The sequence below is a fragment of the Anaeromyxobacter oryzae genome (genome assembly GCF_023169945.1).
Taxonomy (GTDB): Bacteria; Myxococcota; Myxococcia; order Myxococcales; family Anaeromyxobacteraceae; genus Anaeromyxobacter; species Anaeromyxobacter oryzae.
Window position 1 is genome coordinate 2,482,533 of sequence record NZ_AP025591.1, and the last position, 17,026, is coordinate 2,499,558.

The following is a 17,026-nucleotide window of genomic DNA, read 5'->3' on the forward strand; positions in this document are numbered from 1 at the left end:
GACGCGCACGATCCGAATTCACTGTTCGAGAACCTGAGTGCAGCGGCTCGCCGGTCGCTCTTAGCTGCGATCAAGGGCGATCGGGGGCGGCGCTGCTCTACTCCGCGCCATGTCCTGCCGCGTCCTGTCCCTCGCCTCGGCCATCCTCCTCCTCGTCGCCGGCTGCAGCTCCGGCTCGGGCTCGGCCGGCACGCCGGGCTGCAAGTCGGCTGGAAGCTGCCTCGCGGCGACCGAGTGCTGCAGCGGCGTGTGCGCCGGAGGGACTTGCGGCGCGGTCGCGTGCGCGCCTCAGGGCGGCGCGTGCGCGGCGACCTCGGACTGCTGCTCCGGGCTCGCCTGCACCGCGGGGACGTCGGGGAGCACCTGCCAGCCGATCTGCCGGGCCGCGGGCGACGCCTGCACCAGCGACGCCCAGTGCTGCTCCGGCACGTACTGCGCGGCGGGCCAGTGCCGGGCCGGGGGCTGCAGCGATCTCGGCAGCCCGTGCAGCGACAACGGCGACTGCTGCCGCTCGCCGTTGCGCCTCACCTGCGACGCGTACGGCACCCGGACCTGCGCCTGTGGCGGCTTCGCCGCCACGTGCTTCGGCAACGAGGATTGCTGCCCGGGGTCCACCTGCGTGAACCACGCCTGCCACCCGGCCACCGGCTCGGTCGTGGACGGCGGGGGCTGCTACCTCGACGCGGAGTGCGGGAGCGGCTCCTGCTCGGCCCACGGCTCCGGCTTCACCGGACAGTGCTGCACGTCCGCGGGTGGGAGCTGCGAGTCGGGCGCGGGCGCGATCTGCTGCAGCGGGCTCGTCTGCTTCGGCGAGGTGGACAGCCCGCACGCGTGCGAGGCGTGTCTCGACTGGACCAACTCGGGTCCGGGCAAGGTCGCGTGCGATCCGTACGGCGACTGCTGCCCGAACCAGGGCCTCACCTGCGATCCGGGAACGCGCGGCTGCTTCAAGCAGGCGGGCGTCGCGTGCACCGACGGAGCCCAGTGCGGCCCGGATCACGCTTGTCGCGTCCCCTCCGGCGGAACGGCCGCGACCTGCTGCGGCGAGCTGAACGCCATCTGCTACCCCGCGAGCGGCGCCGGCTGCTGCGACGGGTTCACCTGCGACTACCCGGGCAGCGGCAGCTACTACACGTGCCGGAGGTCGCCCGGCCAGGCCTGCGCCTCGCCCGACGAGTGCGCCGTGGGGGACGAGTGCCTGGCGAACCGGTGCTGCCAGCACTACGGGTCGTGCACCACCGGCGCCGAGTGCTGCAGCGGCGTGTGCGGAGCCGACGGTCAGTGCGCCTGCGCACCCCAGTACGGTGAGTGCGCGAAGGACGGCGACTGCTGCGGGCGCGCCTACGCCAGAACCTTCGGCTTCGCCGGACCGGTCTGCGGCGGCGCCGTCTCCACCGGCGCGAACACCTGCTGCCCCACGCCCGGCGATGCCTGCGGTTCCGCCGCGGACTGCTGCGAGGCGGGCGATCTCTGTCAGGTCCCGGCGACCGGAACGCCGGCCAAGCCGGTCTGCTGCCGCGCGAAGGACTCGAGCTGCTGGAGCGACGAGGAGTGCTGCACCGGCTCCTGCGGCGGGAACCCGCTCCGCTGCTGCGTCCAGTTCGGGGCCAGCTGCACCGCGGACACCGACTGCTGCTACGGGACCGGCACGTACGCCTCCCAGGCCTGCAGCACGACCACGCACACGTGCTGCCTGAAGGCCGGACAGAACCCGGGTATCGACGCGACGGCCTGCTGCTCCGGACGGCTCGACCCGGGCGGCTTCTGCCGGTAGCGCGGGGTTCCGACATCGAGGCGCGGCACCCTCGGGCGGCACGGGGGTCGTGCCGCCGCCGGCCCGCTGATCCTTTCACCGGAAGCGGCACGGTACAATGGTCCACCGCGCTGGTAAGGCATGGTGCGCCTGCCTGCCACCGCACGGATCCCGCCATGACCTCGCTCCCCCAGCTCCCGCTCGAGCCGCTCCCCTACCACGTGGACGTCGTCCGGCATCTCGAGGCGAACGAGGCCGAGCTGTGGGAGTGGTTCTCCGCCGAGAAGCTCCGCGCCGAGCAGGGCGAGGCGGTCCGGCTCGAGCTCCTCAAGTCCACCTACCGGCTCGACCCCGACGCGCACCCTGCGCTGCACTCCGCCGCGCGCGACGTCGCCGGGACGCTGGGCCTCGCCGCGCCGCTCACGCTCTACCAGGCCCAAGGGTCGGCGGGCCTGAACGCCTCGCTCGCCTACGTTCCGGGCGAGGTGCACCTCGTGCTCCACGGGCCGGTGACGGACCGCCTCACGCCGCTCGAGCTGCGCGCCGTCCTCGGGCACGAGCTGCTGCACTTCCTCCTGCTCGATCGCTGGAGGGAGTACCTGGTCGCCTCGCAGATCCTCCAGGCGATGACCCACGACGCGGCCTCGGAGGCGGCGCACGCCGCGACGGCGCGGCGGTTCGGCCTGTACACCGAGGTCTACTGCGATCGCGGGGCGCACCTCGCCTCCGGCGATCTGGCCGCGGCCGTGTCCGCCCTCGTGAAGATCGAGACCGGCATCGCCGAGGTGTCCGCCGAGAGCTACCTCCGCCAGGCGGACGAGATCTTCGGGAAGGGCCACCCGCAGACGGAGGGCGTGACCCACCCCGAGACGTTCGTCCGCGCGCGGGCGCTGAGGCTGTGGGCCGAGGCGCCGGAGCGCGGCGCCGCCGAGCTCCGGACCGTCATCGAGGGCCCCGCCTCGCTGGCCGAGCTGGATCTGCTCGGGCAGCGGGACATCGCCTCGCTCACGCGCCGGCTCGTCGCGGCGCTGCTCGGTCCCGCGTGGCTCCGGACCGAGCCGCTGCTCGCGCACGCGCGCCTCTTCTTCGAGGACTTCGAGCCGTCGCCGGGGGCGGATGCCAGCCTCGCGGCGGACCTCGCGACGGGCGACGAGAAGCTGCTCGACTACTGGTGCTACGTCATCCTCGACTTCGCGACGGCCGATCGCGACCTCGAGGACGCGCCGCTCGCGGCCGCGCTGCTCCGCTCGGACGAGCTCGGCCTCGGCGAGCGCTTCCGCCGGATCGCCGCGAAGGAGCTCGGGCTCAAGAAGAAGCAGCTCGAGGCGCTCGAGGCCGGCGCTGCTGCCATGGTCGCGAAGGCCGCGGCGGAGGACGCCTAGCCATGGCCACCTTCCACGAGTTCCTCCGCGCCCGGCTCGAGGCGGGCGGCTTCTCGACCGAGGACGCCCTCGCGAGCTTCCTCTCCCTCGCGCGCCAGGTCGCCGATGCCCACGCCGCCGGCCTCGTCGCGCCGCTCGACGGCGTGGCGGCGCTCCAGGTCGAGGGCGTCCGGATCTGGTTCCACGAGAGCCAGGCGCAGAAGCCGTCCCGCGCCACGGGCGAGGTGCAGCGGCTCGATCGTCCGCTGGCCGGCGTCGAGGTGCTCTCCGACCAGCGGCGGACGATCGACGTGGAGGGCGGCGGCGGAAAGGCCGTCGACCTCGAGCTCGGCGCGCGGGACCAGGCCCTCACGCGCCCGGTCTACCTCCCGGGCTGGGTCTGCTGGGAGCACGTCGTCGGCCACCACGATCCGGTCTCGGACGTGTTCTCGCTCGGCCTCGTGCTCGCGAGCCTCGCCTGCGGCCTCGATCTCGCCGAGCCGGACGATCTCGAGGCGTTCGTCTCGAACCGGCGGAATCTCTTCCGGCTGCAGCCGCGCCTCCACCCGGTCCTCGCGAAGGCCATCGTCAAGATGACCGAGCTCTCGAGGCGCGACCGCCCGCAGGAGCTCGCGACGCTGCTGCACGCCCTGGAGCACCACCGCGACCAGAGCGTCGACTTCGACTTCGACCTCGCGAGCGCAGAGGCCGCCGCGACCGGGCGCGCGAAGCGGCCCGTCATCCTGGGCACGCTCCAGGAGCGGCTCTTCGAGCTCTCGCGGCGGAACCGGCTCCTCCACTTCCGCAGCACCCTCGGCTCCGTCAACCTGACCCACGCCTCGGTGCCGCTCTCCTTCGACGTCCGGAACATCCGGCCCGACCAGCTCCTCACGTGGTCCGGCGGCTTCGCGCGCTCCGTCTCCGCGGGGGAGCCGGTCTCCCTGAACCGGCACCTCGACTTCGCCGAGCAGGTGTACCTCCCGAGCGTGCTCGACCGCGTCCGCTCCGACGCGCGGCGCGACGCCGCCGAGTTCGGGTTCGAGCAGCTCCGCCTCGCGCTCTGCTTCCTGCGCTGGGCGAACCTGAAGGAGACGCCCGCCGAGCACTACGACTCGCCGCTCGTGCTCCTGCCGGTGCGCCTGGTGAAGAAGAAGGGCGTGCGCGACTCGTGGTGGCTGCAGCCCCTCGGCACGGAGGCCGAGGTGAACCCCGCCGTGCGCCACCTGTTCCGGCAGCTCCACGGGATCGAGCTGCCCGCCTCGCTCGACCTCGCCGAGACCTCCCTCGACGCGCTCTTCGAGGACCTCGCGGCGCGCATCGCCGCCAGCGAGCCGGGGGTCACGCTGCGGAAGGTGGACCGCCCCCGCATCGATCTCATCCACGACCTCGCCCGGCGCCGCCTCGACCGCTACCGCCGCTCCGCGCGCCTGGCCGGCCGGAGCGTCAGGAGCTTCCTCGACGTCGACTACAGCTACGACCCGGCCAACTTCCACCCGCTCGGGCTCGCGCTGTTCCGGGCCCGGGTGAAGCCGCGCCCCACGCACCTCCGGACCATCCTCGAGGAGCGCCCGGCGCCCCGGAGCTGGGCGGCGCCGCCCGCCGAGGCGGACGCACCGGTCGACGCCCGCGAGAAGCGCTTCTACGCGCTCCGCGAGGCGACCGACGACAACCCGTACCACTGGGACTTCGACCTCTGCCGCGTCACCCTCGGCAACTTCAAGTACCGGAAGATGACGCTCGTCCGCGACTACGCGGAGCTGCTCGCGGACGGCGCGCCGAACGAGGCGTTCGACGCGGTCTTCTCGCTCGCGCCGCGCCCGGTCGAGCGCGAGGCGCCTCGCGCGCCGCCGCTCGCGGAGCGCTGGCACGTGGTCGCCTGCGACCCGACCCAGGCGTCGGCGATCGGCTACGCGCGGACCGGCGCGAGCTACATCATCCAGGGTCCTCCCGGCACCGGGAAGTCGCAGACGATCACGAACCTGATCGCCGACTACGTCCTCCGCGGGAAGCGGGTGCTCTTCGTCTGCGAGAAGCGCGCGGCCATCGACGTGGTCTACGCCCGCCTGCGGCAGCAGGGGCTGCACGCGCTCTGCTGCCTCATCCACGACTCCCAGGCGGACAAGAAGGAGTTCATCCAGGACCTCAAGGCGACCTACGAGGGCCTCCTCGCGGATCCCGCCGCGTCCCGTCGGACCTGGCGCGACCGCCGCGCGGCGCTGCTGGACGCGCTCCGCCGCGAGCTCGAGCCCCTCGAGGCGTTCGACCGGGCCATGCGCGCGGCGCCGGCCGCCGCCGGCGTGCCGCTCCGCGCGGCGCTCGAGCGGGCCGTCGAGCTCCTCCCCGAGGCGACCACCCTCTCCGCCGCCGACCGGGAGGCGCTCCCGCCCTACGCGGACTGGGCCTCGAACCTCGAGGCCGTCGAGGCGCTCGTCACGGCGATCGGCGAGCTCCAGCCCGACGGCGTGCTCGCCCGCCACCCGCTCCGCCTGCTCGGCCCGGCGGTCGTCGGCGACGAGCGGCCGGCGCGGCTCGTCGCGTCCGCCGTCGCGGCGGCGCTCGCGCAGCTCGAGGAGCTCCGCGGCGCGCTCGACGCGGCGGGCGTGCCGGAGCGCCACCGGGAGAGGCTCGAGGACACGCTCGCCCTCGGCGCGTGGGCCGCCGACGTCGAGTGGCTGGCCCGCCGCGAGCTGACGTCGCTCCTCGACGAGCGGAGCGACGGGTCGCGCCGGCTCGCCCGGGCGCGCCAGGCGCTCGCGGCGGCGCGGGAGGCGCTGGCCCGGGCCCGCGAGGGGACCCGGCTCTGGACGGAGAAGCTCCCGCCGGACGAGGTCGCGACGGCCCTCGCCCTCGCGACCGCGCTCGAGGGACGGTGGACGTCGGTGTTCCGGCCTGCGTGGTGGCGGCTCCGGAAGGTGCTCCGGAGCCGGTACGCCTTCGCGCAGCACGCGGTCCGGCCCCGGTGGTCGCAGGTCCTCGCGGCCCTCGGCGCCGAGCACGCCGCCGAGGCGGCGCTCGCCGCCGCCGAGCGCGCCGGCCGGGAGGAGCTCGGCGTCGACGAGCCGCTCGACGAGGTGGTCGAGCAGGTCGAGGCCGCGCGGCGCCGCCTGCGGGAGCTCCCGCGGACGCTCCGCCCGCTGCACGACGAGGTCGTCCGCTCGGCGCGCTGCGCCGAGGTGGTGAGCGCGATCGCGGGGACGCGGGCCACCGCCGAGGCGCTCCGCGCGACGCTGGACGGCTTCCTGGTGGACTTCCGCGACGAGGGGCTCGCCTCGCTCGGCGAGCTCCTGCGCGCCATGGAGCGCGCGCTCCCGGCGCTCGGCGGCGCGCTCCACGCGCTGGGCCTCCTCGCGCGGCTGCCGCCGCGCCTCGGCGCGGCGTTCCGCACCCGGCGGCTCACGGCGCGCCAGCTCGAGGCGGCCATCGTGGGCCGCTGCGTGGACGAGCTGCTCCAGGCGGATCGCGCGCTCCACCGCCTCGACGGCGCGGCCCGCGAGCGGCACCTGCGGCAGCTCTCGAGGCTCGCCGCGCTGTGGCAGGAGGCGAACGCGGGCGCGGTGCTGGAGCGGGCGCGGGAGGCCTTCCTGGAGCGGGTGCGGATCTCGTCCTTGCCGGCGGCCGAGCTGACCCGCGAGCAGAAGGAGTTCAAGGCCGCCTACAACCGCGGCCGGCGCGACCTCGAGCACGAGCTCGGGAAGGTCATGCGGCACAAGTCGATCCGGGACCTCGTCGCCGGCGACTCGGGCCCCGTCGTGTTCGACCTGAAGCCGGTGTGGCTGATGAGCCCGCTCAGCGTCTCGGACACGCTGCCGCTCCGCCCGGACGCGTTCGATGTCGTCATCTTCGACGAGGCCAGCCAGATCACGCTCGAGTCGGCCGTGCCGTCGATCTTCCGCGCGCCCCAGGCGATCGTGGTCGGCGACGAGATGCAGCTCCCGCCCACGGACTTCTTCTCCGCGAAGGGCGACGTCGAGGACGAGGAGGGGCTGCTCGTCGGCGACGGCGGGCAGGTGTTCGAGTACGACCTCTCCGCGAACAGCTTCCTCGGGCACGCGGCGAAGAACCTCCCCGCGCGCATGCTGGGGTGGCACTACCGCAGCCGCTCCGAGTCGCTGATCGGGTTCTCGAACTGGGCCTTCTACCAGGGGCGCCTGCTCACCGTCCCCGACGACCGGCTCGCCGCCGCCGGGCGCGGCGAGACGCTCGCCCGGGATCCCGCCGACGGCGACGCGAACGTGGCGCGGCTCCTCGACCGTCCGCTCAGCTTCCACCTGCTCGAGCACGGCACCTACGAGAGCCGGCGGAACGAGGCCGAGGCCGCGTACGTCGCCCACCTCGTCCGCGGGCTCCTGGCGAGCCCGGAGCGGCGGAGCATCGGCGTCATCGCCTTCTCGGAGGCGCAGCAGGGCGAGATCGAGCGCGCCCTCTCCGCGCTCGCGGCCGAGGACAAGGTCTTCGCGGAGCGGCTCGAGGCGGAGTGGGAGCGCGAGGAGGACGGGCAGTTCGTCGGCCTGCTCGTGAAGAACCTCGAGAACATCCAGGGCGACGAGCGGGACGTCGTGATCCTGAGCGTCTGCTACGGGCGCGCGCCGGACGGCAAGATGCGGATGAACTTCGGCCCCATCAACCAGAGCGGAGGCGAGAAGCGGCTCAACGTGGCGTTCTCGCGCGCGAAGCACCACATGTGCCTCGTCAGCTCGATCCGGCACGCGGAGATCACGAACGACTACAACGACGGCGCGGCCTGCCTGAAGAGCTACCTGCGCTACGCGGAGGCCGCCTCGGCCGGCGACGCCGCCGCGGGCGAGCGCGTGCTGCGCGAGCTCGCCGTGTGGCGCGACCTCGCCCAGCCCCTCGAGGAGCGCCGGGGCGCGGTGGTCCGCCAGCTCGCCGCCGCCCTCGGGGAGCGCGGGTACGCGGTGGACGAGCGCGTGGGGATGTCGCACTTCCGGTGCGACCTCGCCGTGCGCCGCCACGGCGAGCAGCGCCACCGCCTGGGCATCCTCGTCGACACGGACGAGCACTACCGGCAGGACGACCTGCTCGAGCGCGACCTGATGCGCCCCGAGCTCCTGCGCGCCTTCGGCTGGCAGGTCGCGCACGTCCTCTCGTCCGACTGGTACCGGCGGCGCGAGGCGGTGATCGACGACCTGGTGCGGCGGATCGAGGAGGGCGACGGGCCGCCGGCGGACGACGCGGCCGGCGAGGAGCTCGAGGACCCTTGGGCCGAGCTGGACGCGGCCATCGAGGCGGCGCAGCCGGCTCCGCCGGCCCCGGCCTTGCTCGCGCCGCCGGAGGCCGCTCCCGCCGCGACGGCGCCGGCGAGCGCGCCCGCCTCCGGCACGCGTCGGTTCGAGCTCGTCGGCGGCGCGTCGCGCAAGTTCTGGGAGGTCGCCGTCGCCGGGAGCACCGTCACCGTCCGCTTCGGGCGCCTGGGCACGACCGGGCAGACGCAGCAGAAGCTCTTCGCGGATCCGGCGACGGCGGCCCGCACCGCCGAGCGGCTCGTTCGCGAGAAGCTCGCGAAGGGGTACGTCGAGAAGGGCGAGGCGGCCGGGGCCGCATAGGACCGAGGCCTGGCGCCGCGGGCTGCGTCCGCCCGGCCAACGCCGTCCGTGTCACGCCAGCCGCGCTCGCGCGGCCGGCGCGTCGCCGCCGCCGCGGAGCGGGCCAGGCCCGCTCGCGCCGACCCACGCGCGACGAGGGCACGCGCCTTGCTTCGGTGAGCGGTCGTGCGGAGGAAAGCGGCCATCGGGGGAATCACGCTCGGCGCGATCGCGCTCGCCGTCGCGGCGCTGGGCGTCGCCCGCGGATGGCTCCCCGTCCACCCGCTCGCGGCTCACCGCTACGACGCCTGGGGCATCGACGTCTCGCATCACCAGGGGGCCATCGACTGGGCGAAGGTCGCCACCGAGCGGCGGCTCCGGTTCGCGTACCTCAAGGCGACCGAGGGCGGCGACTTCACGGATCCCCGGTTCCTGGACAACTGGCGCGAGGCGCGGCGCGCCGGGCTGCGCGTCGGCGCGTACCACTTCTTCTCGTTCTGCCGGCCCGGCGCCGAGCAGGCGCGCCACTTCCTCGCGGCGGTGCCCCGGGATGCGGACGCGCTCCCGCCCGCCCTGGACCTCGAGCTGGGCGGGAGCTGCGCGCGGAGGCCGTCCCGGGACGAGGTCACGCGGGAGGTGGCGAGCTGGCTCGCGGAGGTGGAGCGCGGGACCGGGAAGCGCCCGATCCTGTACGCCACGGCCGAGTCCTACGACCTCTTCGTCCGCGGCCGCGAGCTCTCCCCGCCGCTCTGGATGCGCGACGTCCTCCGGGAGCCCGTGGTCGTCGCGCCTCACGCGTGGGTCATCTGGCAGTTCTGGCCGCGGGGCCGCGTGGCCGGGATCTCCGGGCCGGTGGACCTGAACGCGGCGCGCGGCGACCGCGACGTGCTCGCGCGCCCGTGAGCGCGAGGCGACGCGGTCGCCCGCCAGCGCCTTCTGCTACGTGGTGATCTTCGTACCGAGCACGGACAGGAACTTGGAGATCCACTCCGGGTGAGCCGGCCAGGCCGGCGCGGTCACCAGGTTCTTGTCCACCGCGGCCTGGTCGATCGCCACCTCGGCGTACTCGCCGCCGGCGGCGCGGACCTCCGGGGCGCAGGCCGGGTAGGCCGAGACCAGGCGTCCCTTCACGACGCCCGCCGCGGCGAGGAGCTGCGCGCCGTGGCAGATCGCGGCGATGGGCTTCTGCGCCTGCGCGAAGTGCCGGACCACGTCGAGCACGCGCGCGTCGAGCCGCAGGTACTCGGGCGCGCGGCCGCCCGGGATGCAGAGGGCGTCGTAGTCCTGCGCCTTCACGTCGTCGAAGGTGGCGTTGAGCGCGAAGTCGTGGCCCCGCTTCTCGCTGTAGGTCTGGTCGCCCTCGAAGTCATGGACGGCGGTGCGCACCTTCTCTCCGGCCTTCTTCTTCGGGCAGACGGCATGCACCTGGTGGCCGACCGCCTGCAGGGCCTGGAACGGCACCATCACCTCGTAGTCCTCCACGTAGTCCCCGACGAGCATGAGGATCTTCTTCGCCATGTCGACCTCCTGTGTGCGGGGCTTAGCCCTCCCCGCCGGGACGCTCAACTCCGTCCCGGGGCGTGAGCGTCCGGTCGCGCACCGCCCGCCCGGGGGCGCGCGGAGGGGGCGGAGGCACGGGTGGACGTGACGCGAGCGGAGGACGGGATGACTCTTCGGGATCGGGTGGCCCTCGTCACCGGCGCCGATCGCGGCATCGGCCGGGCGATCGCGGTCGCGCTCGCCGGCGCGGGCGCGCACGTCGCCGTCGGGTACCGGTCGCGGGCGGCCGACGCCGAGGCGGTCGCGGCCGAGCTCCGGTCACGCGGCCGGCGCGCCGTCGCGATCCAGGCCGACCTCGCGGTGGAGGCGGACGTGTCCCGGCTCGTCCGCGAGGCCGCCGCCGCGCTCGGCGAGGTCGAGGTGCTGGTGTCGAACGCGGGCATCGGCGAAGCCGCGGACCTCGATGGCCTCGACGTGGCGCTCTTCGACCGGACGCTGGCGGTGAACCTCCGCGCGCCGTTCCTCGCGACGCAGGCGGTGCTGCCAGCGATGCGCCGGCGGCGCTTCGGCCGCCTGCTGTACGTCTCCTCCACCGCGGCGCAGGTGGGCGGCATCATCGGCCCCCACTACGCCGCCTCGAAGGCGGCGCTCGTCGGGCTCGCCCACGCGTACGCCTCCCGGCTCGCGCCGGAGGGGATCACCGCGAACGTGATCGCACCCGCGCTGGTGGAGACCGAGATGATCGGCTCGAACCCGCGCGCCCGGCCGGACCGCATCCCGGTCGGCCGCTTCGGGCGCCCGGAGGAGGTGGCCGAGCTCGCCGTCGCGCTCGTCTCGAACGCGTACGTCACCGGGCAGACGGTCCAGGTGAACGGCGGGGTGTACTTCACGTGATACCGTGACGGTGCATGCCCGCGCGCCCCGCGCGACGGGCGGACCCGTGGGTCCGAGCGGCCCCGCCCGCCACCGCCGGCGCGGCGCCGAATACGCGCGTGGAGTCCGGTGCGTATGCCCTCCCGCCGCACCGCGCCCGCGGACCGCGTCATGCACGGTCGACGCGCCCATGGCGGACCGGGTCACGCTCACCTCCCACGCGGGCAAGCAGATCGTGCAGATCGACTTCAACGGCTGCACGCCGGGGACCTTCGCGCCGATCATCCAGGACGCGCAGAGGGTCATCACCGCGTCGCCGCGCGGCGCGGTGCTGGCCCTCACGCTCCTCGAGAGCGTCCGCTTCGATCCGGCCACCGTCCTCGAGATGGAGCGGTTCGTCTCGACGGTGCAGCCCTACCTCAAGGCGAACGCGCTCGTCGGGATCACGGGCATGAAGAAGGTCGTCTTCAACGGCGTGAAGACGCTCTACCGCGCGCCCGTCGAGCTCTTCGACGACGCGACCGCCGCGAAGGCCTGGCTCCTCTCGCGCTGAGCGCCCGCGTCCGTCACGAAGGTCACTTCGTGCCGATGCAGCCGTCCTGACCGGCGCCGTTCGGGTAGCCCGTGCCCGCGCTGTACGCGGCGTTGGACCAGTTGCCCTGGACCTTCCACTGCGTGCCGTCGGAGAACGTGAGCAGCGGCGCGCCGAAGGTCCAGGCGCACTTGTCGGCGTTCTCGCTCCCGCTCGAGTCGTACCAGCCGCCGTTCCTCGGGTCGGTCATCGTCTCGGAGAATTCGTGCCCGCTCACGTTCGCGAGGGCCGCGAGCCCCTGCGAGTGGAGGCCGGAGGTGTCCTGGGGATCGCAGCCCGGGTCGCCGTCGAGGTGGAAGAAGAACCCGAACTGCACCGGGACGCCGTTGCACGTTCCGTACGAGTGCCACGCGCAGTAGCGCGTGTGGCCGCGCGGCGTGTCGACGTAGACCGGGTAGAAGCCGTTCGCGACCGGGTTCGAGATCCGCGCGCAGACCTCGTTCAGGATCGTGCTCGTCTTCGGCGCCTGCCTCGGGGCCGGGCTCGAATCCACCTGCGAGCCGCCGTACGACACGGCCGTCGTGACGAGGCCGTTCGTGCCGTCGTACTCGGTGTTCGTCCCGGCGTAGCTCGACCCGCCGATGCCGCCGTAGAAGGTGTCGATGCCGCCGATCTTGTCGCCCACGAACGACGCCGAGCTCCAGCTCGTCCCCCAGAAGATCGCCTGGACCGCGGTGGTCGTGAGGATCGCGCCGCCGTGCCAGGTCATGAGCGGTGAGGTGGACGCCTGGCCCCCCGCCTCGCCGCGCGCCCAGTGGATGCCGAGCATCGGCGGCTCGTGCGATGACTGCGCGTCGAGCGCCTCGCTGGTCGTGCTCGTCGAGGTGTCCTGCCCCGTGCCTCCGCAGGAGAGGGCCGCGAGCGCAGCGGCGAGCGTGAACGTCCGGTGAACGGTGCGCATGACGGCTCCTTGTCCGGGCGTCGCCCGGCGAGACGCCTGCCCCTGCGCCGGGCGCACGGGGCAGGGCGAGGCTGCTGTCCGTAAGGTGCCCCGGACGGCCTGCAACTCACGTCGGGGCGCTCGGCGGGTCGCCGGTGGGTCGCGCGCGGCCACCGTGCGCCGGGCGGCGGTCCCTTTCGCGGCGCGTCGCGGGTCCGCCTGCCCCGCCGCACGAGAACCCGCAAGGGAGCGGCCGGACCCGCGGTCCGGGCGATAGCCCTCGGGCAGGGAGGAGGGACGGCATGGCGACGCCGGCGCGGGCGGTCAGGCAACGGGTCCCGGCAGTGGGCGGCGGAGCGACGCTCCGGGCGCTCGAAGCGCTCTTCGCACCGCTCGCGACGCGCGACTTCGCCGTGCGGCTCTGGACCGGCGAGGTGCTACCCGCGACCGCGGGCGTCGCACCCCGCTTCGTGCTGGTGCTCACGCACCCGGCGTCGCTCCTCCGCATGCTCTGGCCGCCCGGGGAGCTCACCGTCGCGGAGGCGTTCGTGCGCGGCGACTGGGACGTGGAGGGCGATCTCGTGGCGGCGATCTCGCTCCGGGACCGCCTCCGGCTCGGCCCGCGCGACCTCCTCACGCTCGCGCCGCTCGTGCCCGCGCTCCTCCGGCACGCCGCGCCGGCCGCGCCCCGCTCCGGCGCCGCTCGCCTCAGGGGCCGCAAGCACACGCTCGGGCGCGACGCCGACGCCGTGCGCCACCACTACGAGGCCGGGAACGACTTCTACGCGCTGTGGCTCGACGCCCGGATGGTCTACTCGTGCGCCTACTTCCCCGAGCCCACCACCACGCTCGACGCGGCGCAGGAGGCGAAGCTCGAGCTCGTCTGCCGCAAGCTCAGGCTGGCGCCCGGAGACCGCCTCCTCGACGTCGGCTGCGGCTGGGGCGGGCTCGTGACGTGGGCCGCCGAGCACCACGGCGTCACCGCGTTGGGCGTCACGCTCAGCCCCGCCCAGGCGGAGCTCGCGCGGGAGCGGATCGCGGCCCGCGGGCTCGCCTCTCGATGCCGCGTGGAGGTGGCGGACTACCGCGCGCTGCGCGCCGAGCCGTTCGACAAGGTCGTGAGCGTCGGGATGGTCGAGCACGTCGGCGTCGCGCAGCTGCCCACCTACTTCCGGCGGGCCGCCGAGCTGCTCCGCCCTGGCGGCCTCTTCCTGAACCACGGGATCGCGCCGGCGGTGCCTCGCGACGACGGGCTCCGCGCGAGGCTCTTCCGCGAGGGCAGCTTCCTGCAGAAGTACGTGTTCCCCGACGGCGAGCTACCATTCCTGCACGAGACCGCCGCAGCGGCGGTGGAGGCCGGCCTGGAGCTCCGCGACGTCGAGTCGCTCCGGGAGCACTACGCGCTCACCCTGCACAGCTGGCTCGCGCGCCTCGAGGCCCGGCGCGCCGAGGCGGAGCGGGTGGTCGGCACGACCCGCTACCGGGTGTGGCGGCTGTACATGGCTGGGGCAGCGGCCGATTTCGAGCGCGGCCAGAACACCATCTACCAGGCCGTGTACGTGAAGCCCGAGGGCGGCCGGAGCGGGCTGCCGCTCACGCGCGGCGGGTGGTACGCGGAGCCGCGCGCGGCGGGTCAGGGCAGCACGCCCAGCTCGTCGAGCGCGGCATCGAGCTCGGCGGGATCGCGGTACACCTGATACGCGCCCGCCGCGAGCAGCTCGTCCTGGCCGTAGCCACCGGTGAGCAGCCCGACACCCAGCATCCGGGCGCGCCGGGCGGCGAGGAGATCCCAGACCGCGTCGCCCACCACGTAGCACTCCTCGACGGCGACCCCGAGCCGCCGCTGGCACTCGAGGAACAGGTCCGGCGCCGGCTTCGCGTGGCGGACGTCGCGCCGCTCGACGACCACCGCGTCGTCCGGAACCTCCAGCGCCGCGAGCGATCCGTCGATCTCCGGTCGGCGGCCGGAGGTCGCGATCCCGTGCGGCACGCCCGCCGCCCTGAGATGTGCGAGCAGCGTCACCGCGCCGGGCAGCGTGCGCCGCGTCGGGAGCAGGGTCCGGAACAGCTCGCCGTGCCGATCCTGGAGGAAGCGCGTCTGCTCGGGCGAGAGCGCGTGTCCCACCTCCCGCGCCACCGCCCGGGTGAAGAGGCCGCCGCTCATCCCGATCCGGCGGTGGATGCGCCAGCCGTCGATGGGCAGGCCTGCCTCGGCGAGCGCGAGCTGCCACGCGAAGACGTGGGCGTACACCGTGTCGACGAGGGTGCCATCGAGATCGAAGATGAGCGCGCGCATGGCGGCCTCCCCCGCTCGTGGCCCCGGCGCGCGCGTCGCGCTCGAGGCCGCGGCGGGACAGGTTGTAGAGCGGACGCCGGATCCGGAGGTGCGGGCCGTCGGGGCGTCCGCGGCCCCTTCGAGGGCCGGAGGTCACTCCGGGGAGCCGAGCTTGCGCCAGAGCGTGGTGCGGCCGATGCCGAGCCGCCGGGCCGCCGCCGCCTGGTTGCCCCCGCACTCCTCGAGGACCCGCTGGATGTGCGCGCGCTCGTGGCCACGCCGGGCGGCGCGCAGCGTGGGACCGCCGCTCGGCCGGCGCCGGCCCTCGAACAGCTCCGGCACCACGACCCGCAGCTCCCGCGCGTCGACCTCGCCGCCGTCCGGCTCGGCGTAGAGCACCGCGACGCGCTCGAGGACGTTCTCCAGCTCGCGCACGTTCCCGGGCCAGGCGTGGGCGGCGAGGCGCGGCAGGATCGCCCTGAGCGCCCGGTCCCGCGCCGCGAGGGCGCCGTGCTGCTCGAGGGCGCGCTCGAGCAGGTGGGTGGCGATGAGCGGGATGTCCTCGGGGCGGGCGGCGAGTGGCGGCAGGTGCAGCCGCAGGATGTTGAGCCGGTAGTAGAGGTCCTCGCGGAAGGCGCCCTCCTCCACGCGCGCGGCGAGGTCGTGGTTCGTCGCGGCCACGACACGGACGTCGATGGGTGTCGGATCGTTGCTGCCGAGGCGGAGCACCTCGCGCTGCTGGAGGACGCGCAGCAGGCGCGTCTGGAGCGCGAGCGGCATGTCGCCCACCTCGTCGAGGAAGATCGTGCCGGTGTGGGCCGCCTCGAAGAGACCCGGCTTTCCCCCGCGCCGGGAGCCGGTGAAGGCGCCCTCCTCGTAGCCGAACAGCTCGGACTCGAGGAGCGTCTCCGGCAGCGCCGCGCAGTTCACCGCGACGAACGGGCGATCCCCGCGGCGGCTCGCCGAGTGGATCCCCTGCGCGAAGAGCTCCTTCCCGGTGCCGCTCGCGCCCGTGACGAGCACCGTCGCGTCGGTCCGGGCGTAGCGCTCCGCGAGGGCCCGGGTGCGTCGGATCGCGTCGGAGCGACCGATGATGTCGGACAGGCGGTGGCGCGCCTCGAACCGCCGCGGGCGGTGCTGCGAGCGGAGGCTCCGGTCGACGCGCTCGATGGCGCTCGCGTCCTGGCAGGTGAGCACCGCGCCCGTCCGGACCCCCTGCTCCTGGATCGGGATCCGGTTCGTCACGAGCGTCCGCCGCCCGAGCCGCTCGATCTTCTCCAGCTCCGCGTCCCCGCCGTCGAGCACCCGCGAGAGGCTCAGCGCTGGCGCGACGCGCGCGAGGGGGACCCCGATCGCCTGCTCCGCGGAGATGCCGAGGAGCCGCTCCATCGCCGGGTTGATCGACTGGATCCGGTGCTCGCGGTCGACGGCGACCACGCCCTCCGCGAGATGCCGGAGGATGGCGTCGACGCGCTCGCGCTTCGCGTCCTCGACCCGCGTCGCGCGCGCGATCTCGATGGCGCGGTCGATCGCCTCGCAGACCGCGGTCTGCGAGTAGAGGAAGATCCACCGGAGGCCGGCCCGCTCCGAGAGCTCGGTGACCGCCGACGGCCCGACGATCACCTCGATGCCCTTCTTCGCGAGCTCGCGGACGCAAGCGTCGGCCTCCTCGACCGTCTCGTAGGCGCGCTGCTCGATCTCGAGGCCGTACAGGCTCTTGAAGTGCTCGAGCTCGGGCGTCACCTGGCCGTGGTTCACGATCGCGACCCGGCGGGAGAGCCGCCGCGCCTTCGCGAGCGCCTGGAGGACGTCGAAGCCGGTGGGCTGGATCGTCACCACGGGCACCGTGGCGCGCTTCTTCAGGAACGCGCCGTTCGCGCCGGCGGAGATGATGACGTCCACCTCCTCGCCGGCGCGCATGAGCGTCCGCGCGACCTCCACCGCCTCGTCGAACCCCTTGTCGAAGACCCGGATGTGCGCGCGCCCGGCGTAGGAGGGGACGACGCGCTCGAGGAGGTCGTTCAGGCGGCTCAGGCTGAACGCCCAGAGGATGGGCTTGCGGTCCCGGGGCTGGGGCATGTGTCCCGGAATCGGAACACATCCGTTCCGGAAACGGAAGGGCGCCACCCGCGCGACGCAGTTCCTCCCCTGGCCCGGGGTCCCTGTCGCGACGGGCACTTGGCGCCTGGTCGACGTTCCGCGCCGGCGCCGGGAGCGCCCCCGCGCGCGCTGGCGCGCGCCTTGCGATG

At 74.4% G+C, this 17,026-nt stretch carries 12 protein-coding genes; 7 read left to right on the forward strand and 5 right to left on the reverse strand.

All coding sequences use genetic code 11. The features are described 5' to 3' along the window. Positions 1-288: 288 nt before the first annotated feature. Positions 289-591: a hypothetical protein gene (locus AMOR_RS10820; protein WP_248360895.1), complete on the reverse strand. Its 303-nt coding sequence runs from the start codon at positions 589-591 to the stop codon at positions 289-291. 28 nt (positions 592-619) lie between these two features. Here AMOR_RS10820 and AMOR_RS10825 point away from each other — a divergent pair, with 28 nt between their 5' ends. The 4 genes from AMOR_RS10825 (at position 620) to AMOR_RS10840 (ending at position 9,560) form a co-directional block, all read left to right on the forward strand. Beyond that, on the forward strand, positions 620-1,774 hold the full coding sequence (locus tag AMOR_RS10825) for a hypothetical protein (RefSeq protein ID WP_248360897.1): 1,155 nt from the start codon (positions 620-622) through the stop codon (positions 1,772-1,774). A gap of 155 nt (positions 1,775-1,929) precedes the next feature. Next, on the forward strand, positions 1,930-3,135 hold the full coding sequence (locus AMOR_RS10830) for a M48 family metalloprotease (protein ID WP_248360899.1): 1,206 nt from the start codon (positions 1,930-1,932) through the stop codon (positions 3,133-3,135). A 2-nt stretch (positions 3,136-3,137) separates the two neighbouring features. Then, positions 3,138-8,678: an AAA domain-containing protein gene (locus tag AMOR_RS10835; protein ID WP_248360901.1), complete on the forward strand. Its 5,541-nt coding sequence runs from the start codon at positions 3,138-3,140 to the stop codon at positions 8,676-8,678. A gap of 165 nt (positions 8,679-8,843) precedes the next feature. Further along, entirely contained in the window at positions 8,844-9,560 is a 717-nt protein-coding gene (locus tag AMOR_RS10840; protein WP_248360903.1) for a glycoside hydrolase family 25 protein, read from the forward strand. Positions 9,561-9,596: 36 nt separating this feature from the next. Here the strand turns inward: AMOR_RS10840 and AMOR_RS10845 are convergent, their stop codons facing one another. Beyond that, entirely contained in the window at positions 9,597-10,175 is a 579-nt protein-coding gene (locus AMOR_RS10845; RefSeq protein ID WP_248360905.1) for a DJ-1/PfpI family protein, read from the reverse strand. 147 nt (positions 10,176-10,322) lie between these two features. Here AMOR_RS10845 and AMOR_RS10850 point away from each other — a divergent pair, with 147 nt between their 5' ends. Both AMOR_RS10850 and AMOR_RS10855 read left to right on the forward strand, forming a co-directional pair. Next, a complete protein-coding gene (locus tag AMOR_RS10850) occupies positions 10,323-11,051 on the forward strand; it encodes an SDR family NAD(P)-dependent oxidoreductase (protein WP_248360907.1) in 729 nt (242 codons plus the stop codon). Positions 11,052-11,220: 169 nt separating this feature from the next. After that, entirely contained in the window at positions 11,221-11,583 is a 363-nt protein-coding gene (locus tag AMOR_RS10855) for a hypothetical protein (RefSeq protein WP_248360909.1), read from the forward strand. Between the two features lie 22 nt (positions 11,584-11,605). Here AMOR_RS10855 and AMOR_RS10860 read toward each other — a convergent pair whose 3' ends face one another. After that, positions 11,606-12,523 (reverse strand): hypothetical protein, encoded by a 918-nt coding sequence (locus tag AMOR_RS10860; protein ID WP_248360911.1) that lies wholly within the window; start codon positions 12,521-12,523, stop codon positions 11,606-11,608. A 281-nt stretch (positions 12,524-12,804) separates the two neighbouring features. On the opposite strand from AMOR_RS10860, the gene AMOR_RS10865 reads away from it, so the two are divergent. Continuing rightward, on the forward strand, positions 12,805-14,199 hold the full coding sequence (locus AMOR_RS10865) for an SAM-dependent methyltransferase (RefSeq protein ID WP_248360913.1): 1,395 nt from the start codon (positions 12,805-12,807) through the stop codon (positions 14,197-14,199). On the opposite strand, the gene AMOR_RS10870 is transcribed toward AMOR_RS10865, so the two are convergent. Together AMOR_RS10870 and prpR are read right to left on the reverse strand one after the other, a co-directional pair. Beyond that, positions 14,136-14,798: an HAD family hydrolase gene (locus tag AMOR_RS10870; RefSeq protein WP_248360915.1), complete on the reverse strand. Its 663-nt coding sequence runs from the start codon at positions 14,796-14,798 to the stop codon at positions 14,136-14,138. The genes AMOR_RS10865 and AMOR_RS10870 overlap by 64 nt on opposite strands. 132 nt (positions 14,799-14,930) lie before the next feature. Then, the gene (prpR, locus tag AMOR_RS10875; RefSeq protein WP_248360917.1) at positions 14,931-16,856 is read right to left on the reverse strand and encodes a propionate catabolism operon regulatory protein PrpR; all 1,926 of its coding nucleotides are present in this window, start codon (positions 16,854-16,856) and stop codon (positions 14,931-14,933) included. Positions 16,857-17,026 lie beyond the last annotated feature (170 nt).